The sequence below is a fragment of the Kitasatospora sp. NBC_00458 genome (assembly GCF_036013975.1).
GTDB lineage: Bacteria > Actinomycetota > Actinomycetes > Streptomycetales > Streptomycetaceae > Kitasatospora.
The window spans coordinates 5,126,275-5,146,945 of the sequence record NZ_CP107904.1; the positions used below are offsets into that span (position 1 = coordinate 5,126,275).

Genomic DNA, 20,671 nt, shown 5'->3' on the forward strand with positions numbered 1-20,671 from the left:
ACCCGCGCGGGGTCCGGGCCGCCGGCGGGTCCGGACCGCCCGCGCGGGTCCGGGCCGGAGGCGGTGCCCGGTCAGACCCGGATCGCCAGGATCTGGCCCTGCCAGAGGCCGCCGTCCGGCTGCTCGACCTCGAAGTACTCCGTCTCGGTGAAGCCGAGCTCCCGGTACCGGCCGACCAGTCTGCGGTCGCCCCCGGCGTAGCAGTCCACCCGGAGCAGGCCGACGCCCCGGCGGCGGGTCTCCTCGACCGCGTCGGCGACCAGCGCGGCGCCGATCCCCGAGCCCTTCCGGGCCCGGTCGGTCACCAGGTTGCGGATGTACACCTCGGGCTCGTCCGCCGCGGTGGCGTAGCCGGGCCGGTCCCCGGAGAGGACGCAGGAGCCGACCGTCCGGCCGTCGTCGGCCACCGCGAGCCGGAGCAGGAACGGTTCGGCGGCGTACTTGGCGATGTGCTCGACCCTGGCCGGGGTGGCGCTGAACGGCTCGCTGCCCCACTGCCGGGTCCGGCCCAGGGCGGCCAGCCAGGCCACCGCGCCGTCGAGCAGGGCGAGGATGTCGGGGATGTCCTCGGGACCCCCGTTGCGGATCTCCATGGAAAACCGTTCTAGCCCAAACCGTCGCGCGCGGGAAGATGGCCCCATGAGGCTCTTCGTGGCGGTGCTGCCGCCGGTGGCGGCGTTGCAGGGGCTGGTCGACGCGGTGGCGCCGTTGCACGCGCTGCCCGGGGCGGACCGGCTGCGCTGGACGGCGGTCGAGGGCTGGCACCTCACGCTGGCCTTCCTCGGCGAGGTGCCGGTCGAGCGGCTGCCGGAGCTGGAGGAGGGACTGGCCGCGGTGGCCGGGGTGCACTCCGTGCACACGCTGCGGCTGGCCGGCGCCGGACGGTTCGGGGACCGGGTGCTCTGGGCCGGGGCGGAGGGGCAGACCTGGGCGCTGCGCCGGCTGGCCGAGGCGGTGAACGACGCCACCGCCGGGACGGTCGGCGAGGTGGACGCGTTCAGCTTCCACCCGCACCTGACCCTGGCCCGGGCCGGCTCGACGCGCGGGCACCGGCGCGCGGTGCAGCGGGTGGCGGCGGCGGAGCTGGAGGGGCTGGCGCTGGCGCTCGGGGAGTACCGGGGGCCGGAGTGGGAGGCCGCCGAGCTGCACCTGGTGAAGAGCGAGCACGACGGCGGGTTCGCGCACTACGAGACCGTCCGCTCCTGGCCGCTGGCCCGCTGGAGCTGAGGCCGGGCCGCCCCGCCCCGCCCCGCACGGCGCGGTGCCGGGCGGGGCCCGTACGGCCGGGCGGTGCCCGGTCCGTCAGGGCCACACCCGCATGGCGTCCGCGGCGACGCGTTCCAGTTCGGCCCGGGTCGCACCGTCGCGGGCCCGCTGCGACATGCCCTGGACGACGGTCGCGGTGAACCGGGCCAGCGCCGCGGGGTCGGTCCCGGCCGGCTCGTGCCCGGCGGCGACGTCGGCGCGGATCAGTGACTCCAGGGCGCGGACGTTGGCGTTGCGCAGGGCCCGGACGGTCTCGGCCACCTCGGGCGAGGTGCAGTTGACGGTGGAGCTGATCAGCAGGCAGCCCCACGGGTGGTCGGGGTCGGTGGCCTGGGCGGCGGCCTCGCGCAGCATCCGGGCCACCCCGGCCCGGGCGGTGGGCTCCTCGGCGAGCGCGCGCGCGGAGTAGGCGCCGTGGCTCTCGCGGTAGCGGGCGACCACCTCGTCGAAGAGCGCGCGCTTGTCGCCGAAGGCCGCGTAGAGGCTCGGCGGGCGGATGCCCATGGCGCCGGTGAGGTCGGCGACCGAGGTCGCCTCGTAGCCGCGTTCCCAGAACAGCCGGAGCGCCTGCTCCAGGGCGGCCTCGCGGTCGAAGGAGCGGGGCCGGCCGCGCTGCGCGGTGCCCGCGCCGCCCCTGCCGGCCGCGTCCTTCGCGCCCTTCGCGTCCTTCGTGCCGGTCCGCGGGCTGCTCGTCGTCGCCATGGGCAGATTCTATATCGACCACTACACAACGCGTGCTACGGTTCCTTTCATTAGCGACCGCTACAGAAATTGGGGGCGTATCCATGGGTTCGTCGACGGGCAGGCTGGCGGGGAAGACGGCGCTGGTCACGGGTGGCAGCCGGGGGATCGGGCGGGGCATCGCCGAGCGCCTGGGGCGGGACGGCGCACTGGTCGCCGTCCACTACGGACGGAACGCGGCGGCGGCCGAGGAGGTCGTCGAGACGATCGAGCACGCCGGCGGCCGGGCCTTCGCGATCGGTGCCGAGCTGGGCGTCCCGGGGGGCGCCGAGGCGCTCTGGGCCGCCTTCGACGCGGGGCTGGTCCGGCACTGGCAGGCCGGGCCGGAGCCGGCCGCGGGGGAGGAGCCGGGGGAGCTGGACATCCTGGTCAACAACGCCGGGACCGGCGCGTACGGGCGGATCCACGAGGTGACCGGGGCCGACTTCGACAAGGTCTTCGCGGTCAACGCGCGGGCGCCGTTCTTCGTCGTCCAGCAGGGCCTCGGCCGGCTCCGCGACGGCGGCCGGATCGTCAACGTCTCCTCCGGCGTCACCCGGGTGGCGTTCCCGACGGCGGTCGCCTACGCGATGACCAAGGGGGCGCTGAACACCCTGACGCTCACCCTCGCCGAGGAGCTGGGCCCGCGCGGGATCACCGTCAACGCGGTGCTGCCGGGCGTGGTGGACACCGACATCAACCCCTGGCTGGACGATCCGCGGGCGCGCGCCGGGGCCGCCGCCTACTCGGTCTTCGACCGGATCGGCGAGGCGGCCGACGTCGCGGACATCGTCTCGTTCCTGGCCTCCGACGACGCCCGCTGGGTCACCGGCCAGAACCTGGACGCGAGCGGCGGGTCCAACCTCGGCGTCTGACCGGTGGCGGGCCGGGGGTACGCTCGTTGACCGTGGATCCCAAGACTCGTATGCGTATCGTGACCGGAGCCCTGGTGCTGCTGCTGGTCGTCGTGCTGGTCAGCTCACTGGTCGGCCGGTAGCGTCCCCGGCGAACGAAGAGGGCCACCGCCCGGAGGCGGTGGCCCTTCGTCCGTCGTGCCGGTCGGTCAGAGCTGTCCGACCACGTAGTCGATGCAGGCGGTGAGCGCCTCGACGTCGGCCGGGTCGACGGCCGGGAACATCGCGACGCGCAGCTGGTTGCGGCCGAGCTTGCGGTACGGCTCGGTGTCGACGATGCCGTTGGCACGCAGTGCCTTGGCGACGGCGGCGGCGTCCACCGCGTCGTCGAAGTCGATCGTGCCGACGACCTGCGAACGCTCGTCCGGGTTCGCCACGAACGGGTTGGCGAACGCGGACTTCTCGGCCCAGCCGTACAGGCGGGACGCGGAATCAGCCGTACGGGCGACGGCCCAGTCGAGCCCGCCGTTGCCGTTCAGCCATTCCAGCTGGTCGGCCAGCAGGAACAGGGTGGCGATCGACGGGGTGTTGTACGTCTGGTCCTTCGACGAGTTGTCGATGGCCGTCGGCAGGTCGAAGAACGGCGGGATGTAGCGGCCGGAGGCGGCGATCGCGGCGGCGCGCTCCAGGGCGGCCGGGGAGAAGGTCGCCAGCCAGAGGCCGCCCTCGGCGGCGAAGGACTTCTGCGGGGCGAAGTAGTAGACGTCGGTCTCGGTGATGTCCACCGGCAGGCCGCCGGCGCCCGAGGTGGCGTCCACCAGGACCAGCGAGCCCTCGTCGCCGCCGGCCGGGCGCGCGATCGGCATCGCGACACCGGTGGAGGTCTCGTTGTGGGTGAGCGCGTAGACGTCCACGCCGGCCTCGGCGACCGGCAGCGGGTGGGTCCCGGGGGCGGTCTTGATCACGCTCGGCTCGGCGAGCCAGGGCGCGGCCTTGACCGAGGAGGCGAACTTGGAGGAGAACTCTCCGAAGTCGAGGTGCTGGGACTTCTCCCGCACCAGGCCGAAGGCCGCGATGTCCCAGAAGGCGGTGGACCCGCCGTTGCCGAGAACCACCTCGTACCCCTCGGGGAGGGAGAAGAGGCTGCTCACGCCCTCGCGCACGCGCTTGACCAGGTTCTTGACCGGGGCCTGGCGGTGTGAGGTGCCGAGCAGGGAGGTCTCGGTGGCGGCGAGGGCACTCAGGGCCTCGGGGCGCACCTTGGACGGGCCGCAGCCGAAACGGCCGTCTGCGGGCTTGATGTCAGCGGGGATCTGGATCTGAGCCACGGGGCGCAGCCTACCGGCCGGGGCGCCCGGGATTCGACGGCAGTCCGCCCGCTGAGATGCCGTCCTCCCGGCTGCGAGCTGCGGAAACAGCGGGTCCGGTCGGTACCGGACCCGCCGTTCGTCAGGCGGCTCGGCCCGCTGTGCGCAGGGCCTGCGGGGGTGCCGTGCGTCAGTGCACGATGGCGTCGTAGCCCTCGATGTCGCGGGGGCTGCGCGAGCCGGGGCCGATGTAGCGCGCGGCGGGGCGCACGAGCCGGCCCGTGCGCTTCTGCTCCAGGATGTGCGCCGACCAGCCGGCCGTCCGGGCGCAGGTGAACATCGAGGTGAACATGTGCGCGGGGACCTCGGCGAAGTCCAGCATGATGGCGGCCCAGAACTCGACGTTGGTGGCCAGCACGCGGTCCGGACGCCGGTTGTGCAGCTCCTCCAGCGCGGCCTTCTCCAGCGCCTCGGCGACCTCGAAGCGCGGCGCGTCGAGCTCCTTGGCGGTGCGGCGCAGCACGCGGGCGCGCGGGTCCTCGGCGCGGTAGACGCGGTGGCCGAAGCCCATCAGGCGCTCGCCCTTGTCCAGCGCGTTCTTGACCCAGGCGGTGGCGTCGCCGGTGCGCTCGATCTCCTCGATCATGCCGAGCACCCGGGACGGCGCGCCGCCGTGCAGCGGGCCGGACATCGCGCCGACCGCGCCGGAGAGGGCGGCCGCGACGTCGGCGCCGGTGGAGGCGATGACGCGGGCGGTGAAGGTCGAGGCGTTCATGCCGTGCTCGGCGGCGGACGTCCAGTAGGCGTCGATGGCCTTGACGTGCTTCGGGTCGGGCTCGCCCCGCCAGCGGATCATGAACCGCTCGACGACGGTCTCGGCCTTGTCGATCTCGCTCTGCGGGACCATCGGCAGGCCCTGGCCGCGGGCGGACTGGGCCACGTACGAGAGGGCCATGACGGCGGCGCGCGCGAGGTCGTCGCGGGCCTGCTCGGCGTCGATGTCCAGCAGCGGCTTGAGGCCCCAGACCGGGGCGAGCATGGCGAGGGCGGACTGCACGTCGACCCGGATGTCACCGGAGTGGACCGGGATCGGGAACGGTTCGGCGGCCGGCAGGCCGGGGTTGAACTTGCCGTCGACCAGCAGGCCCCAGACGTGGCCGAAGGAGACGTGGCCCACCAGGTCGTCGATGTCGACGCCTCGGTACCGCAGGGCGCCGCCTTCACGGTCGGGTTCGGCGATCTCGCTCTCGAAAGCGACGACACCTTCGAGCCCGGGTACGAAGTCGGACATGGCACGGCTCCTTCAGTTCTGCGATCGGCGGGCCTCCGTGGTGGGGAGGCACACCAGTGACCGAATGGTGGTTGGCACTCGGTGCCAGGGTGACAGGCACGGGGTGCATTGCGCCATACACCACCGTGGTGATGTTTCCCGTGGGCCCGCTTGACTTTTCGCCCGGGGGCCGGTCGTGCCCGGCGAATCTCCGGAACCAAGCCCCAGGTTCCGGACAAATCACCGTACGACGGGCGGCCAGGCGGTGGCGAGTCACCTTATCTCCCACCGGGGTTTGTCCGGAGGTAGCGGTGCCGGTTGCTTGTCGTACGGGATGATGTTGACGTGCAGACCCCGGACCGCGCCCAGTCGACGCCCCTGACCCCCGTCACCCGGATCCTGGCCGACGAGGCCCGCCCCGGACCGGACCTCACCGTGATGCGCAAGCACTACGCGCACGAGGGACTGGTCGAGGACGGACTCGCCGCCGAACCGGTCGCCCAGTTCACCCGGTGGTTCCACGACGCGGACGGGGCCGGGGTGGTGGAACCCAACGCGATGGTGCTCTCCACCGCCGACGCCGCGGGGCGGCCCAGCTCGCGGACCGTCCTGCTCAAGGGGTTCGACGCCCGCGGCTTCGTCTTCTTCACCAACTACGGCTCGCGCAAGGGCACCGAGCTGGCCGCCAACCCGCACGCGGCGCTGCTCTTCCCGTGGATCGCGCTGGCCCGCCAGGTGATCGTCCAGGGCCGGGTGGAGAAGGTCGGCCGGGACGAGACCGCCGCCTACTTCCGGACCCGCCCGCACGGTTCCCAGCTCGGCGCCTGGGCCAGCGAGCAGTCCAGCCCGGTCGCCTCCCGCGAGGTGCTGGAGCAGCGCTACGCCGAGCTGGAGCGGCGCTACCCGGAGGGCGAGGGGGTGCCGGTGCCGCCGTTCTGGGGCGGGTACCGGGTGGTGCCGGAGAGCGTCGAGTTCTGGCAGGGCCGGGAGAACCGGCTGCACGACCGGCTGCGCTACCTGGCAGACCCGGCCGCGCCGACCGGCTGGCGGGTGGAGCGGCTCTGCCCGTGAACGGCCGGGCGCGGCGCCGCCGCGGAGCTGATGGGGCGTCAAGATCAGGTGTAGGATGCGCGTCGCAGGCCGGGGCCCCGGCCCCGGCCGTCGGCCCCTGGGCCGAGACGATCGAGTGAGGGACTGATGGGCGTCAGCGGCGCGGAAACCGCCTCCGGGCTCGGCTCCGACCTGGTGGACGTCACCGCCCTGCCGCTCGGCGAGCTCGACGCGCTGCCCGACACCGTGCTCGGCGAACTCCTGCGCCGGGTCGTCGCGGACGCCCTCGCCCCCGGGGCCGAACCGTTCGCGGCCTTCCAGTCCGCGCTCTAGGACCCCTCCTCCGGAGCCTGCCGCCACCGCCGTCCCGGTGCGGTCGCCCCTGGTCCGTCCCTGGTCCGTCCCTGGTTCGGTGCTGCTCCGGCACTGCTCCGCCGGAGTCGTGCCCGCCGTTCTGCACCACGGCCCGCCCCGCGCGGTAGCCTCCCCGCATGCGGCCGGGTTCGCCAACTCCCCGGCGCGACCGGTGGAGTTCGGGACAAGCTTGGGTATGACAGCAGCGCAGGCGCGGCACAGTCAGGCCCGGGGGGTGCAATGCGGCCGTACTTCTTCTTCAGCTACGCGCGTCGCGACTACGAGGCGGAGGACGCCTTCGTCGACCAGTTCTTCAACGACCTGAGGGACGAACTCGGCCTGATCGAACCCTCCGCCGGCGCCGACGAGATCGCCTACCGGGACACCGAACGGCTCCGCCTCGGCGACAACTGGGAGCAGCAGCTGGCCCGGATGCTGGCCCGCTGCCGCACCATGGTGGCGCTCTACTCCCCGGCCTACTTCGCCAGCCTCTATTGCGGCAAGGAGTGGACGGCCTTCCGCGGCCGGGTCCGCCGGCACGAGGAGCTGGCCGGCGACGTCGTCCCGGCGCTCATCCCGGTGCTCTGGGAGTCCCTGCCCGACGCGCTGCCCGACGAGGTCCTGAAGATCCAGTACGTCCAGCAGGGCATGGGCGAGACCTACGTCCGCTCCGGCCTGCGCGACCTGCTGCGCACCGACCCGCTCGGCGCCGAGTACCGGCAGGTCGTCCGGGTGGTCGCCGAACGGGTCCGGGACGCCGCCGGCCGCCGGCTCACCGAACTGCCCGACTTCGACCTCGGCGCCGTCCGCGGCTACTTCCCGGTGGCGCCCCCGGTGCGCTCCGCCCCCACGGCCGGGATGGTCCGGCTCTTCGTCGCGGCCGGGCGGGCCTCCGACCCGCCGCCCGCCCGGAGCGCGGACCGGGAGCCCGGCGACGCCGCCGCCGACCGGGACGGGCCCGTCCGCCGGGGCGGCTGGTACGGCGCCAAGCCCTGGCACTGGGCCCCGTACCACCCGCCGACCCACCCGTCCCTGGTGGTCCGCGCGCAGCAGGTGATCACCGCGGCCGGGCACACCACCACGCTGGAGGAGGTCGCCCCGGGCCTCGGCGACCGCCTCGACCAGGCCCGCGAGGACAACCAGGTGAGCGTGCTGCTGGTGGACCCGTGGGTGGCCGGCAGCGACGCCTACCGGACGGCGCTGCGCGAGTACGACGAGCAGAACCACCCGGTCACCGGAGTGGTGGTGCCGGTCGGCAGCGGCGACCCGGCCGCCGGGCCGGAGCGCGACGCGCTCTGGTCCGGCGTGCGCGGCGTGTTCCGCCGGAGCTGGCTGCGCCGGAGCGATCCGGAGCAGTTGTTCCGCGTCGCGGTGCCCCGGGAGAGCTTCGACAACCAGCTCACCATCATGGTGACGGTCGCTCAGAACAAGCTCATGGACGACAACTTCGATTGGGGGGACGATGGCGAGGGTGCCGTCTTCGGCCTCGGTCCGGGCGGCGCGGAGGCCGGTCCGGCGATGCCCGGGCTGGCCGTTCCGGCGTGGCCACCGGGCCCTCGCCGCAGCCCGGACGGCGCGGCAGTGCCGCTGAAGGGGGAGCACGACGATGTTCGCTGAGCCCGGCCTGGCGCCGGAGCGGACCGGACCGGGAACGGTCGTCACCTTCTACTCCTTCAAGGGCGGCACCGGCAGAACCATGGCGCTGGCCAACGTCGGCTGGATCCTCGCCAGCCGCGGCCTGCGCGTCCTCGTGGTGGACTGGGACCTGGAGGCGCCCGGCCTGCACCGCTACTACCACCCGCTGCTGGTCGACCCCGAGCTGCACGCCACCGACGGGCTGATCGACCTGCTGCGCGCCTACGTCAAGCAGGCGCTGCCCTCCGCCGCCGGGCCGACCGGCCTCGCCCCCGGCGCCTGGCTGGACGAACCGGGCCGGCTCGACGCCTACATCTGCGGCCTCGCGCTCGACCTGCCGGACGGCGGACGCCTCGACTTCCTGCCCGCCGGGCGGCAGAACGCCGCTTACCCCGCCGCCGTGACCAGCTTCAACTGGCGCAGCTTCTACCACGGCAGGGACATCAGGGGCGGCGAGTTCCTGCGCGAACTGCGCGAACGCTGGGCCCTGGCCTACGACTACGTGCTGATCGACAGCCGTACCGGGGTCAGCGACACCTCCGGCATCTGCACCGTGCTGATGCCCGACACCGTCGTCGACTGCTTCACCTTCAGCGCCCAGAACATCCGCGGCGGCGTCGACGCGGCCCGCACCATCGCCGAGTCCGAGGAGCGCGCGATCCGGGTCCTGCCCGTCCCGATGCGGGTCGAGGACGCCGAGCAGGAGCGGCTGGAGGCCGGCCGGGACTACGCCCGCGAGGCCTTCGCCCCCTACCTGGGCCGCTGGCTCGCCGCCGACCGCCGGGCCGCCTACTGGAGCGACATCGAGGTCCCGTACAAGCCGTTCTACGCGTACGAGGAGGTGCCCGCCACCGTCGCGGACCGGCCGCAGGAGGCCCGCAGCCTGCTCAACGCCTTCGAGCGGCTGGCCGGCTGGATCACCGACGGCCGGGTCCGCACCCTGCGCCCGCTCACCGGTGAGGCCCGCCGCCGGCTGTACGGCGCCTACCTGCGCTCCACCCGCACCACGCCCCGCCAGGTGTACGTCAGCTACGCCCCCGAGGACCGGATGTGGGCCGAGTGGGCCGCGGCCACCCTCACCGGCTTCGGCTACCAGACCTCGCTGCACAACGCCGCGGAGACGCACCCCGGCACACCCCCGGAGGCCGCCGGGCCGCTGGAGGGGCAGGGCCGGATGCTCGCCCTGCTCTCACCCGAGTACACCGCGCTGGCCCGCGCCGCCGAGGCCTGGCAGCTGCTCGGCGGGCGCGACCCGGCCAGCGGCTCGCCGCTGCTGGTCGCGCTGCGGCTCCAGGGCTCGGACGAGCCGGTGCCCCGCCCGTTCGTCGGCCCGGCGGTGCCCGACCTGGTCCGCTCCTCCGCCCTGCTCGCGGAGTCCCAGCTCTACAACGAGCTCGGGCCGCCGCCCGGCTCCAACCGGCAACCGGGCAACGACAGCGGCGAGTTCGCCGCGCCCGCGCGCTTCCCCGGCGCCGCGCCGCAGATCCAGGAGGTGCCCTCGCGCAACGCCTCCTTCACCGGCCGCGGCCGGCTCCTCGAACTGCTCCGCAACCGCTTCACCGCCGGGTCCGCGGCCGTCCTCAGCCAGGTCCTGTACGGCTTCGGCGGCGCGGGCAAGTCGCAGATCGCGGCCGAGTACGCGCACCGCTTCAAGGCCGGTTACGACGTGGTCTGGTGGGTGCCCGCCGAGGAGCCCGCCAACATCCCGCAGAAGCTCGCCGAACTGGCCCCCCGGCTCGGGGTGGAGAGCAGCGACGACGTCGCGCACACCGCCGCCGCCGTGCTGGACGCGCTGCGCCGCGGCCAGCCCTACCGGCGCTGGCTGCTGGTCTACGACAACGCCGGCACCCCCGACGAGCTCGCGCCCTGGCTGCCCGCCGGCCCCTCCGGCGGCCACGTGCTGATCACCTCCCGCAACCAGGGCTGGTCCAAGCACGCCGGGCTCGCGGAGGTCGACGTGTTCCTGCGGGAGGAGAGCATCCGGCTGCTGCGCCGCTTCAACACCGGCCTCGCGCCCACCGACGCCGACCAGGTCGCCGACCGGCTCGGCGACCTCCCGCTCGCCATCGGGCAGGCCGCCGTCTGGCTGCAGGAGACCTCGATGCCGTTCTCCACCTACCTCGAACTGCTCGACGACGCCCTCACCGAGATGCTGGAGCGCACCCGGCTGCGCCCCGCCGAGTACCCGCACTCCGCCGCCGCGACCTGGCGGATCTCGGTCGAGGAACTGCGCGGCGTCAACGCGCCGGCCGCCCAGATCCTGGAGATCTGCGCCTTCTTCGGCCCGGACGCCATCCCGATGCGGCTGCTCTACAGCCGGCCGGTGACCCACGCGCTGCGGCTGCCGCCCCGGGCGCCCCGCGACAAGCTGGCGATCGGCGAGTTCCTGCGCGCCATCAACCGGTTCGGCCTGGCCCGCACCGACCAGGGCAGCGGGACCATCACCGTGCACCGGCTGGTCCAGGCGGTGCTCCGCGACCAGGTGGGCGGCGGCGAACGGGCCGAGATCCGCGCCGTGGTGCACGCCGCGCTCGCCGCCGCCAACCCCGGCGAGCCGGACATCCCCGCCAACTGGCCGCAGTACGCCGCCCTGCTGCCCCACCTCTGGCCGTCCGGCGCGACCGGCAGCGCCGACGAGGACGTCCGGCAGTGGATCATCGACTCGGTGCGCTACCAGTGGAAGCGCAGCCTGCACGAGTCCGGCCGGGACCTCGCCGAGCGCACCCTGGAGCACTGGCGCCGGCCGGGCTTCGGCGGCCCCGGCTTCGACGCCGACAACGACGCGCAGACCCTGATGCTGCGCACCCAGCTCAGCAACATCCGACGCTCCCAGGGCGCCCTGCACGAGGCGTACGCGATGGACGAGGACATCCTGGAGCGGTTCACCGCCACCCTCGGCCCGGAGCACTCGCACACCCTCGCCGTCGCCAACAGCCTCGGCGCCGACCTGCGTTCGCTCGGCCGCTACCAGGAGGCCCGCGCGCTCGACCGCCGGACGCTGGAGGCCGCCCGGCGCACGCTCGGGCCCGACCACCCGCGCACCCTGATGATCACCAACAACCTGGCCGTCTCCGACTACCTCGCCGGGGACCGCCGGGCCGCCCTGGAGCTCCACCGCACCAACTACCTGCAGCAGCGCGACGCGCTCGGCGCGCACAGCCTCTACGCACTCTCCTCCGCCTCCAACTACGCCCGCGACCTGCGCGAGACCGGCCGGCTCCGGGAGGCGCTGGACCTGCTGGAGGAGACCGTCCGGATCTACCAGCAGACCATCGGCGACGGCCACACCGACACCCTGCGCGCCCGCAAGAACCTGGCGGTCGCACTGCGCCGGGCGGGCCGCTACAACGAGGCGCTGGAGATCGACGAGGACATCTACCAGCGCTACCTGGACATCAACGGCCCCGAGCACCCCGACACCCTGGCCGCCGCGACCAACCTGGCCAGCGACCTCAACGCGCTCGGCGACACCGACCGGGCCATCCAGCTGGCCGAACGGGCCCTCGCCCGGTACCGGGACTACCTCGGCGAGGAGCACCCGGTCACCCTGGCCGGGGCCAACAACCTCTCCGTCTACCTCCGGCTCGCGGGGCGCGGCCAGGAGGCCCGCGAGCTCTCCGGGCGGACGCTGGAGCAGTTCCGGGCCGTCCTCGGCGACGACCACCTCTACATCCCGATCGCGATGATGAACCACGCCAACGACCTGGTGCTGATGGGGGAGCCGGCGGCCGCCCGCGCACTGGAGGAGGAGGCCCGGCCGCTCATGGTCGAGACCCTCGGCCCGGACCACTACGACGCCATCGGCATCGGCTCCAACCTCGCGCTCTCGCTCGCCGCCGCGGGCGAACGGGAGCGCGCGGCCCAGCTGCGCGCCGACTGCGTCCGCCGGGCGCGGCGCACCCTGGGGGAGGAGCACCCGACGACGGTGGCGGTCATGGCGGGGATGCGGCTGGACTCGGACATCGAACCGCCGTCCGTGTGACGGCCCGCCGGAGCACCTTGGGGAGGCTGTCGCGGCACGGCTAGGCTCGCCGCCATGGTGCCGTTCCGGCAGTATCTGCTGAAGATCCACAGTCGGTGCAACCTGGCCTGCGACTACTGCTACATGTACGAGGCGGCGGACCAGAGCTGGCGCGACCGGCCGCGGCGGATGGCGGTCGGGACGGCCCGCCGGACGGCCCGGCGGATCGCCGAGCACGCGGACCGCTGCGGGCTCGACGAGGTCGGGGTGATCCTGCACGGCGGTGAGCCCCTGCTCGTCGGCGCGGGCCACCTGGACGAGCTGCTGGGCGAGTTGGCGTCCAGCGCACCGCGGGTGCGGTTCAGCCTGCAGACCAACGGGCTGCGGCTGCTCACCGAGCCCGCGCTCTGGGAGGTGCTGCACCGCTACCGGGTCGGCGTCGGGGTGTCGCTGGACGGCGCGGCCGCCGACCACGACCGGCACCGGCGGTTCCGCTCCGGCGCGGGCAGCTGGGCGCGGACGGCGGAGGCGGTCCGGCTGCTGGGCTCCGCCGAGCACCGGGAGCTGTTCGCCGGGCTGCTCTGCGTGGTCGACCTCGCCGCCGACCCGGTCGCCACCTACGAGGCGCTGCTGGAGTTCGCGCCGCCCCGGGTCGACCTGCTGCTGCCGCACGGCACCTGGGAGGCCCAGCCGCCCGGACTGCGGCGGGCCGTGCCCACCGCCCCGCCGCCGGCCGGGGCCGCCACCGGGGCCGCCGCCGGGGAGCCCGCGCCGTACGCCCGGTGGCTGATTGCGGCCTTCGACCGCTGGTACGGCGCACCGCGCCGGGAGACCGGCGTGCGGCTCTTCGAGGAGCTGGCGGTGCTGCTGCTCGGCGGGCGGGCGGCCAGCGAGGCCGTCGGCCTCGCCCCGGTGGACCTCGTGGTGGTCGAGGCGGACGGCTCGATCGAGCAGGCGGACAGCCTCAAGGCGGCGTACGACGGTGCGCCCGGCACGGGCCTGGACGTCTGGCGCCACGACTTCGCGGACGCCGCCGCCCACCCGGCCTTCCGGGCCCGCCAGCGCGGCCTCGCCGGGCTCGGGCCGGTCTGCGCCGCCTGCCCGCTGGCCCGGGTCTGCGGCGGCGGCCTCTACGCCCACCGCTACGGGGACGGGCACTTCGGGTGGCCCTCGGTGTACTGCGCGGACCTCGCCCGGCTGATCCGCCACATCGGGGGGCGGCTGCGGGAGGACGTGGCGCGGCTGGGCGGCGCGCCGGTGACGGGAGCGGCGGGTTGAGGAGGCGGGCGATGGGTGCGGGTACGGGTTCCGGCACGGACGTGGACGTGGACGTGGACGGCGACGTGGACGTGGACAGCGGCAGGGACGCGGGAGCGGGCGGCGGCGGGTCGGCGCCGGGGGTGCCGGCGGCCCGGGGAGGCGCCGGGCTGCCCCGGCACGGGGTGGACGGGGCCACCTTCCGGGAGCTCGCCGCCGCGCGCGGCGGCGCGGAGGCCGTCCGGCTGCTGCGGGCCGGGCAGCTGAGCAAGCGGGCCCTGCTGCTGCTCGCCCTGCGGAGGGGGCTGCCGGCGGCCGACGGCGGCTTCGCGGCGGCCTACCGGGAGCTCGGGGCGCTCCGGGAGACCGACCCGGAGCGCTGGGAGCAGGTGCTGCTGCGGCCGGAGCTGGACGCGTGGGCGGCCGACCGCCTGCGCGCCCTGGCGGCCGGGGCCGGGGCCGGGGTCGGGGCCGGTGCCGGTGGTACCGGTGTTCCGCTCGGCGGGCTGGGGGAGTTCGTCCGGGGCGGGCCGGTCGGTGAGCCCGTCCGGCTGGAGTGCGACGGGCTGCGCTGGACGCCGCTGCTGGACCACGCCGGTCCGCGCCGCGCCGACTACGGCCGCCCCGTAACCGGACCGCTCGGCGCCGCCGGACTCGACTCCTGGCGCGGGGCACTGGCCGGTGCCTGGGAGGTCCTGGTGCGCCGTCACCGCCCGCACGCGGAGGCGGTGGCGGCCTGCGTCTCCGTCCTGGTGCCGCTGCGCCCGGCTCCGGACGGGTCGGCGGTCAGCGCCGCCGCCCGGCGGGCCTACGGCGCGGTGGCGGCCTCCCTCCCGGCCGAGCCGGTGCTGCTGGCGCTGGCCCTGGTGCACGAGTTCCTGCACGTCCAACTCGGCGCGCTGCTGGACCTGGTGCCGCTCCACCACCCCAACGGGGCCGCCGTCCACCACGCGCCCTGGCGGCCCGACCCGCGTCCGGTGGGCGCCCTGCTCCAGGGGGCCTACGCGCACCTGGGCGTCACCGGATTCTGGCGGGCCGAGCTCGCGGCCGGAGCGCCGGGCCGGGAGCGGGCCGAGCGCGAGTACCTCCGCTGGCGGGTGCACACCGGGGCCGCCCTGGCCACCCTGGCGGCGAGCGGCGAACTCACCACCGCCGGAAGCGCGTTCGTGGCGGAAATGGCACGGGCGGTGCGCGCGTTCGAGTGATCGGGCCGCTCCCGCCCCGGGGTGCGGTCCACCGGGGGCCGGGCCGGGTCCCCGGGTGCGGCGGGAGGCCCCAGGGCGTAGGAACCGGCGGATGCGCGACCGCTGGACGAGTGAATTTCCGGGGTCGAGGGGCCCGGTACCTGGGCCGACGCCGATTCGCCCGATGCGGGGTACCGCGTCGGGCCCTTCCAGCCACTACATTTGTCGAGCGAGTGGGGTACCCACTGTCGGCAGGTTCTAACCGCGCCAGAAGGAACGAATATGACACCGGTAACCAGCACCATGCCACGCACCGACCTGACGGACACTCAGAAGCCGGTGGAGCGACTCTCGCTCGCCGACCTGACCGCGCTCGGCACGGAGGAGCTCGCCGCCCGACTGCATCGAGCCCTGCCCGGGGCGGACTCCGGACTGGTGCCGGTCGCCGCCTTCAATTCCTCGATCTGACAGACCCGACCCCTCTCCGGGCCGGTTCCCCTCCGAGCGAATCCGATCGAATCCGATGCCGCGATGACGCCAATTCCGGTGCCACTGACGCAATTCGTCGTCAAGGTGCACAGTCGCTGCGACCTGGCCTGCGACCACTGCTATGTCTACGAGCATGCGGACACCAGCTGGCGCGGGCGCCCCAGGGCCGTCGGCGACCGGGTCCTGGCCAAGGCCGCCGAACGCGTCGGCGAGCACGCGGCCGCGCATCGGCTGCCGTCCGTCCGGGTCGTCCTGCACGGGGGAGAGCCCCTGCTGGCCGGCCCGGAACGGATCCGCCGCGCCGCCGAGGGGTTCCGCGCCGCCCTGCCGCCCGGCTGCGCCCTCGACCTGCGGATCCACACCAACGGCGTGCTGCTCGACACCGCCTTCTGCGACCTCTTCGACGAGCTGGACATCAGGGTCGGCGTCTCGCTGGACGGCGACCGCGCCGCCAACGACCGCCACCGCCGCTACGCCGACGGCCGCTCCAGCCACCCGCAGGTGCTCCGCGCGGTGGCGCTGCTCCGCCGGCCCGGGTACCGGCACCTCTACGCGGGCCTGCTCTGCACCGTCGACGTCGAGAACGACCCGGTCGCGGTCTACCGCGCGCTCGCCGAACTCGACCCCCCGGCCGTCGACTTCCTGCTCCCGCACGCCACCTGGGAACAGCCGCCGAAACGTCCCTCCACGCACGGCCCGACCCCGTACGCGGACTGGCTGCTCACCGTCCACGACCTCTGGGAGGCGGACGGCCGCCCGTTCGCCGTCCGCACCTTCGACTCCGTCCACCGCACCCGGCACGGGCTCTCCAGCCTCACCGAGTCGCTCGGCCTGGAGCCGTCCTCGCTGGTGGTGCTGGAGACCGACGGCAGCTTCGAGCAGGCCGACAGCCTGAAGACCGCGTACGACGGGGCCCCCGCCACCGGGATGGACGTCTTCGCCCACAGCCTCGACGAGGTCGCCCTCCACCCCGGCATGGCCGCCCGGCAGACCGGCCTGGCCGGGCTCAGCGCCACCTGCCGCGCCTGCCCGGTGGTCCGTTCCTGCGGGGGCGGGCTGTACGCGCACCGTTACCGGGACGGCGGCTTCGACCACCCGTCCGTCTACTGCGGGGACCTCATGACCCTGATCAACGGCATCGCCGACCGCTCCGGCGAGCCCGTGCGGCCGGCCGCCGTCGCCGCCGTGTCCCCGGCCGCCGCCGTGTCCCCGGCCTCCGCCGTCGAGCCGGCCGCAGCCGCGGCCGTGCCGGTCCAGGGCGGCGAGCCGGTCGTGCCGGCCGGACTCACCGGCGCGCAACTCGACGAACTGGCCCGCGGCCACGGCGGCGCCGACACCGTCCGCGCCCTCAACCGCGCCCAACTCGCCCTGGGGCGCGCCATGCTGGCCGCCGTCCGGAGCACCGCCGGGCTGGCCCGCTCGGCCGCCTGGGAGCTGCTCGCCGAGCTCGACACCGCCGCGCCCGCCGCCGTCGACGCGGTGCTCGCACACCCGTACGCCCGCGCCTGGGCCGCCCGCCGGCTGGGCGGCGACCCGGCGGCGGGCCTCGCGCCGCTGGCCGGGCTGGCCGCCGTCGCGGCGGTCCGGGCCGGACGCGGGGACGCCGTCGCCGTCCCGCTCCGGGACGGCGTGCTGCACCTGCCCACGCTCGGCCGGATCGACCTCGGCGCCGGAGTCCGCGAGGCGGTCGTCACCGGGGAGCGGAAGGGGTTCACCGTCCGCGCCGACGACGGTGCGCTCGTCCGCCCTGGCGACGGCGACCCGCGCTGGCAGCCGGTCCGGCGGGTCGCCCTGGCCGGTGGCTGGACGCTCGCCCTGGAGGACGTCGACCCCCAGCGGGACAGCCACCAGTGGCCGGTGGCCGACCGGCTCGGCGAACCCGAACTCGCCGCCTGGAGCTGGGCCCTGCGGGAGGCGGCCGAACTGCTGGACCGCGACCTCCCGGAGTACGCCCACGGGCTGCGGGCCGGTCTGACCACCGTCACCCCGCTGCGCCCGGGCCCGCCCGGCCGGGACGTCAGCGCCGCCGCCCGGCAGGCCTACGGCGCGGTCGGGATCGCCCGCCCGGCGACCGCGCCCACCCTGGCGCTGCTGCTCGCCCATGAGTTCCAGCACGTCAAGCTGGGCGCGGTGCTCGACCAGGCCGACCTCTACGACCCGGCCGACACGTCGCTGTACGACGCGCCCTGGCGGCCCGACCCGCGCCCCCTGGAAGGACTGCTCCAGGGCACCTACGCCCACCTCGCGGTGACGGCGTACTGGGGCACGAGGGTCCGGGCCCACGACGGCCTGCCCGGCGGGAGCGCCGACCACGCCCGGGCCCAGTTCGCGCTCTGGCGCCGCTACACCGCCGACGCCGTGGAGCGGCTGGCCGGCTCCGGATCGCTGACCGCCCTCGGCCTGCGCTTCGCGGAGGGGATGCGGGAGACCGCCGACCCCTGGCTTGCGGTCCCGCTGCCGAAGTCCGCCGAGGACGCCGCCGAGCGGGCGCGCCGCGACCGCCTCCCGGCGGCGGCCGGCTGACCGCCGCGGGCCGGGCCCCCGTCGGCCCCCGCCCGGCGGGGGCCGATCCGCGGCCCGGCCCTCCGCCGGGCGCACGCCGGTGCCCGGCGGCCGGGAGCCGACGCCCCGTTCCCCGCCGCGCCCCCGCCGTCTACCCTGGCCGCGGATCCCCCGTCCGTGGCCGTCACCCCCGGGACATGCCATGACCACCGAGACCCGTGCCGCCGTCACCCCCGTGACCACGGCAGCCCCGCCCGTGCACGCCGCCGCCGGCCGCGCGTCGCCGACCGGTGCGCCACCACGGTCCGCGCCGCCGCCGCCGACCGGTGCGCCACCGCTGACCCGGGAACGGCTCGCCGACCGGTTCGCCGGGCTCGGCGTCCGGCCGGGCGGCGTCCTGCTCGTCCAGGCCTCGCTGCGCGCCCTCGGCCCGGTCGACGGCGGCGCCGCCACCGTCGCCGACGCCCTGCTGGACGCGCTCGGCGGCCAGTCCGACGGCACCCTGGTCGCCTACACCGCCACTCCGGAGAACTCCTCGACCTCCCGTCTCCACCTCGCCGCCGTCGCCGGCCTCAGCGAGGCGGAGGCCGCCGCGCACCGGGCCCGGATGCCGCGCTTCGACCCGGCCCGCACGCCCTGCTCGCCGACCATGGGCGCGCTCTCCGAGGAGATCCGCACCCGGCCCGGCGCCCTGCGCAGCGCCCACCCGCAGACCTCCTTCGCCGCGCTGGGCGCCCGGGCCGGGCAGGTCGTCCGCGACCACCGGCTCACCTCGCACCTCGGACCGGACTCCCCGCTCGGCCGGCTGTACGAGCTGGACGCCCGGGTGCTGATGGTCGGCGTCCCGATGTCCCGCTTCACCCCCTTCCACCTGGCCGACCTGCGGATGCCGGACGTCCGGCTGCGCGAGTACCGGTGCTCCGGCCCCGGGGGCTGGGTCTCCTTCACCGCCCCGGACCTGGACGACCTGCACTTCGCCGAGCTGGGGGCGGAGGTGCTGTCCCGCGCAGGGGGAGCGGCGGACCGGCGGATCGGCGGCGCCGGGTGCCGGCTGGTCCCCGTGCGCGAGGCCGTCGACCTCGCCGTCGAGGTGCTCCGGGAGCGGCGCGGGCGGTAGACCGCGGACGCCCGCCGGGGTGCGGCGGGCGTCCACGGGCGGCGGTCAGGGCGACAGGCGGTGCAGGTCGCGCGGGAACAGGGTGCTGCGGCGGACGTTGTCGGCGCGGGTGAGCCGGGTGGTCCAGCGCTCCAGGCCGAGGGCGAAGCCCCCGTGCGGCGGCATCCCGTGGGCGAAGGCCGCGAGGTAGCTCGCGTACGGCTCCGGCGACTCGCCCCGGGCGGCGAGGGCGGCCAGGTAGTCCTCGTGCCGGTGCAGGCGCTGCCCGCCGGTCACCAGTTCCAGACCCCGGAACAGCAGGTCGAAGCTGTTGGAGTACTCGGGCCGCCCGGGCTCCGGGTGGGTGTAGAACGGGCGCTTGCGCATCGGGTAGCCGACCACGAACAGGAACTCGCTGCCGTGCTCGCGCAGCGCCCACTCGCCGAGGGCGCGCTCGTGGGCCGGGGCGAGGTCCGGCTCGTCGGCGCCCAGCAGCCGCATGGCCTCGGAGAAGTGGATCCACGGGATCTCCTCCGGCACCCGCGGGAGCTCCACCGACAGCAGTCCGACGGCCCGGAAGGCGCGTTCGGCGACCGCGGCGACCATCCCGGCGACGGCCTCGCGGACGACGGCCATCACCTCGCGGTGGTCGGTGATGAAGCCCAGCTCGGCGTCCAGGCTGGTGTACTGCGCCAAGTGCCGGGCGGTGTCGTGCGGTTCGGCCCGGAAGACCGGTCCGGTCTCGTAGACCCGCTCGAAGACGCCGACCATGGTCTGCTTGAAGAACTGCGGCGACTGCGCGAGGTACGCCCGCTCGCCGAACCAGTCGAGGGCGAAGACGTTCGCCCCGGACTCGGTGGCCGAGGAGACGACCTTCGGGGTCTGGATCTCGGTGAAGCCGAGGCCGTCCAGGGTGGACCGGAAGCCGGCCACCGAGGCGGCCGAGACGCGGTGGACGGCGCTGAGGTGCGGGTGCCGCAGCGCCACCGGCGCGTGGTCCAGGACGACCGGCAGCGCGGCCGGCACGGTCGGCCGGAACAGGCTGAACGGCGGCGGCTCGGCGAGGCTGGACAGCACCTCGACCTCCGGCCCGGTGAGCTCGACCCCGTCAGGCGCCTGGGGGTTGGCGGTGACGGTGCCGCGGACGCGCAGCACGGTCTCCTCCGGGAGGTCGGGGCCGCCCCCGGCGGTCACCACCTGGGCGAGGCCGGAGCGGTCCCGGAGGATCAGGAAGGTGACGGACTTCAGTCCGCGGCGGCGGTGCAGCCAGCCGCTGATCTCGACGGATTCGCCGACGCGGCCGGGTAGTTCGGCGGCCAGGACACGGGTGGTCGGGTGGATCATCGCAGCCCTCCGGGGGCGTTCGCCGTGATCCCTTGGGAGTGCGGGCGAGAAGGGACTCGCGGTGCCACCGCACTTTCGCCGGCGCCACGGAGGGCACCGGCCTCGTTCGGGCCCGGTGACGGGGGCCGGCCGGCGGGGCATTGCCTCCCCGCACTCAGGAGTGTCTTCCCCCCGGGGCGCGGGGCCGCGTTCCCAGCTGCCGGCGGCTCTCTCCGCCCGCGGTGACCCGGAGGTACTCGTCTCCCTCGACGTGTTCCGACGAGCGTAGGTGCGGGCCGGGCGCCGGGCAACGCGATTTCACCGGTGCGGGGCGGTCGCCGTGCTCGGCGCGCCCGTCGCCGGAGGGGACGCCCGCCGCCCCGCGTCCGATGCGCCGGGGTCC

16 protein-coding genes are annotated in these 20,671 nt (G+C 75.3%); 11 read left to right on the top strand and 5 right to left on the bottom strand.

Annotated elements, in window-relative coordinates; all coding sequences use genetic code 11:
- Positions 1-71: 71 nt before the first annotated feature.
- Positions 72-593: a GNAT family N-acetyltransferase gene (locus OG550_RS21380; RefSeq protein WP_327679905.1), complete on the bottom strand. Its 522-nt coding sequence runs from the start codon at positions 591-593 to the stop codon at positions 72-74.
- A 46-nt stretch (positions 594-639) separates the two neighbouring features.
- Here OG550_RS21380 and thpR point away from each other — a divergent pair, with 46 nt between their 5' ends.
- Positions 640-1,227, top strand: a complete 588-nt coding sequence (gene thpR / locus OG550_RS21385) for an RNA 2',3'-cyclic phosphodiesterase (protein WP_327679907.1) — start codon at positions 640-642, stop codon at positions 1,225-1,227.
- Positions 1,228-1,302: 75 nt separating this feature from the next.
- Here thpR and OG550_RS21390 read toward each other — a convergent pair whose 3' ends face one another.
- The gene (locus OG550_RS21390; protein ID WP_327679909.1) at positions 1,303-1,968 is read right to left on the bottom strand and encodes a TetR/AcrR family transcriptional regulator; all 666 of its coding nucleotides are present in this window, start codon (positions 1,966-1,968) and stop codon (positions 1,303-1,305) included.
- An 83-nt stretch (positions 1,969-2,051) separates the two neighbouring features.
- On the opposite strand from OG550_RS21390, the gene OG550_RS21395 reads away from it, so the two are divergent.
- Positions 2,052-2,861, top strand: coding sequence for an SDR family oxidoreductase (locus tag OG550_RS21395; protein WP_327679911.1), 810 nt, complete (start codon positions 2,052-2,054; stop codon positions 2,859-2,861).
- Between the two features lie 188 nt (positions 2,862-3,049).
- Here OG550_RS21395 and serC read toward each other — a convergent pair whose 3' ends face one another.
- Positions 3,050-4,168, bottom strand: a complete 1,119-nt coding sequence (serC, locus tag OG550_RS21400) for a phosphoserine transaminase (protein WP_327679913.1) — start codon at positions 4,166-4,168, stop codon at positions 3,050-3,052.
- 169 nt (positions 4,169-4,337) lie between these two features.
- Positions 4,338-5,438 carry a citrate synthase 2 gene (locus OG550_RS21405; protein WP_327679915.1) on the bottom strand — a complete coding sequence of 367 codons (1,101 nt, stop codon included), beginning with the start codon at positions 5,436-5,438 and terminating at the stop codon, positions 4,338-4,340.
- A gap of 417 nt (positions 5,439-5,855) precedes the next feature.
- On the opposite strand from OG550_RS21405, the gene pdxH reads away from it, so the two are divergent.
- From pdxH to OG550_RS21450, 9 genes are all read left to right on the top strand, one after another.
- Positions 5,856-6,488, top strand: a complete 633-nt coding sequence (pdxH, locus tag OG550_RS21410) for a pyridoxamine 5'-phosphate oxidase (RefSeq protein WP_327684024.1) — start codon at positions 5,856-5,858, stop codon at positions 6,486-6,488.
- A 126-nt stretch (positions 6,489-6,614) separates the two neighbouring features.
- Positions 6,615-6,800: an FxSxx-COOH cyclophane-containing RiPP peptide gene (gene fxsA, locus OG550_RS21415; protein ID WP_327679917.1), complete on the top strand. Its 186-nt coding sequence runs from the start codon at positions 6,615-6,617 to the stop codon at positions 6,798-6,800.
- Positions 6,801-7,061: 261 nt separating this feature from the next.
- A complete protein-coding gene (locus OG550_RS21420; RefSeq protein WP_327679919.1) occupies positions 7,062-8,438 on the top strand; it encodes a TIR-like protein FxsC in 1,377 nt (458 codons plus the stop codon).
- The gene (gene fxsT / locus OG550_RS21425; RefSeq protein ID WP_327679921.1) at positions 8,428-12,438 is read left to right on the top strand and encodes an FxSxx-COOH system tetratricopeptide repeat protein; all 4,011 of its coding nucleotides are present in this window, start codon (positions 8,428-8,430) and stop codon (positions 12,436-12,438) included. Before OG550_RS21420 ends, fxsT begins: the two co-directional genes overlap by 11 nt.
- 54 nt (positions 12,439-12,492) lie before the next feature.
- Positions 12,493-13,695, top strand: coding sequence for an FxsB family cyclophane-forming radical SAM/SPASM peptide maturase (locus OG550_RS21430; protein ID WP_327679923.1), 1,203 nt, complete (start codon positions 12,493-12,495; stop codon positions 13,693-13,695).
- Positions 13,696-13,706: 11 nt separating this feature from the next.
- Positions 13,707-14,879: an aKG-HExxH-type peptide beta-hydroxylase gene (locus OG550_RS21435; protein WP_327679925.1), complete on the top strand. Its 1,173-nt coding sequence runs from the start codon at positions 13,707-13,709 to the stop codon at positions 14,877-14,879.
- Positions 14,880-15,140: 261 nt separating this feature from the next.
- Positions 15,141-15,326, top strand: coding sequence for an FxSxx-COOH cyclophane-containing RiPP peptide (gene fxsA, locus OG550_RS21440; protein WP_327679927.1), 186 nt, complete (start codon positions 15,141-15,143; stop codon positions 15,324-15,326).
- A gap of 63 nt (positions 15,327-15,389) precedes the next feature.
- Positions 15,390-17,870, top strand: a complete 2,481-nt coding sequence (locus OG550_RS21445; protein WP_327679929.1) for an FxsB family cyclophane-forming radical SAM/SPASM peptide maturase — start codon at positions 15,390-15,392, stop codon at positions 17,868-17,870.
- Between the two features lie 181 nt (positions 17,871-18,051).
- A complete protein-coding gene (locus OG550_RS21450; protein WP_327679931.1) occupies positions 18,052-18,966 on the top strand; it encodes an aminoglycoside N(3)-acetyltransferase in 915 nt (304 codons plus the stop codon).
- Between the two features lie 45 nt (positions 18,967-19,011).
- On the opposite strand, the gene aspS is transcribed toward OG550_RS21450, so the two are convergent.
- Complete coding sequence (aspS, locus tag OG550_RS21455; protein WP_327679933.1) at positions 19,012-20,289, bottom strand: aspartate--tRNA(Asn) ligase; 1,278 nt, start codon at positions 20,287-20,289, stop codon at positions 19,012-19,014.
- Positions 20,290-20,671 lie beyond the last annotated feature (382 nt).

Bases quoted from the DNA above. Each gene is read 5' to 3' on its own strand.
- fxsT (WP_327679921.1), top strand. From the start codon at position 8,428: ATGTTCGCTGAGCCCGGCCTGGCGCCGGAGCGGACCGGACCGGGAACG.
- OG550_RS21430 (WP_327679923.1), top strand. From the start codon at position 12,493: ATGGTGCCGTTCCGGCAGTATCTGCTGAAGATCCACAGTCGGTGCAAC.
- OG550_RS21395 (WP_327679911.1), top strand. From the start codon at position 2,052: ATGGGTTCGTCGACGGGCAGGCTGGCGGGGAAGACGGCGCTGGTCACG.
- OG550_RS21390 (WP_327679909.1), bottom strand. From the start codon at position 1,968: ATGGCGACGACGAGCAGCCCGCGGACCGGCACGAAGGACGCGAAGGGC.
- OG550_RS21450 (WP_327679931.1), top strand. From the start codon at position 18,052: ATGACCACCGAGACCCGTGCCGCCGTCACCCCCGTGACCACGGCAGCC.
- OG550_RS21420 (WP_327679919.1), top strand. From the start codon at position 7,062: ATGCGGCCGTACTTCTTCTTCAGCTACGCGCGTCGCGACTACGAGGCG.
- OG550_RS21445 (WP_327679929.1), top strand. From the start codon at position 15,390: ATGACGCCAATTCCGGTGCCACTGACGCAATTCGTCGTCAAGGTGCAC.
- fxsA (WP_327679927.1), top strand. From the start codon at position 15,141: ATGACACCGGTAACCAGCACCATGCCACGCACCGACCTGACGGACACT.
- thpR (WP_327679907.1), top strand. From the start codon at position 640: ATGAGGCTCTTCGTGGCGGTGCTGCCGCCGGTGGCGGCGTTGCAGGGG.
- aspS (WP_327679933.1), bottom strand. From the start codon at position 20,289: ATGATCCACCCGACCACCCGTGTCCTGGCCGCCGAACTACCCGGCCGC.
- pdxH (WP_327684024.1), top strand. From the start codon at position 5,856: ATGCGCAAGCACTACGCGCACGAGGGACTGGTCGAGGACGGACTCGCC.
- OG550_RS21380 (WP_327679905.1), bottom strand. From the start codon at position 593: ATGGAGATCCGCAACGGGGGTCCCGAGGACATCCCCGACATCCTCGCC.
- OG550_RS21435 (WP_327679925.1), top strand. From the start codon at position 13,707: ATGGGTGCGGGTACGGGTTCCGGCACGGACGTGGACGTGGACGTGGAC.
- OG550_RS21405 (WP_327679915.1), bottom strand. From the start codon at position 5,438: ATGTCCGACTTCGTACCCGGGCTCGAAGGTGTCGTCGCTTTCGAGAGC.
- fxsA (WP_327679917.1), top strand. From the start codon at position 6,615: ATGGGCGTCAGCGGCGCGGAAACCGCCTCCGGGCTCGGCTCCGACCTG.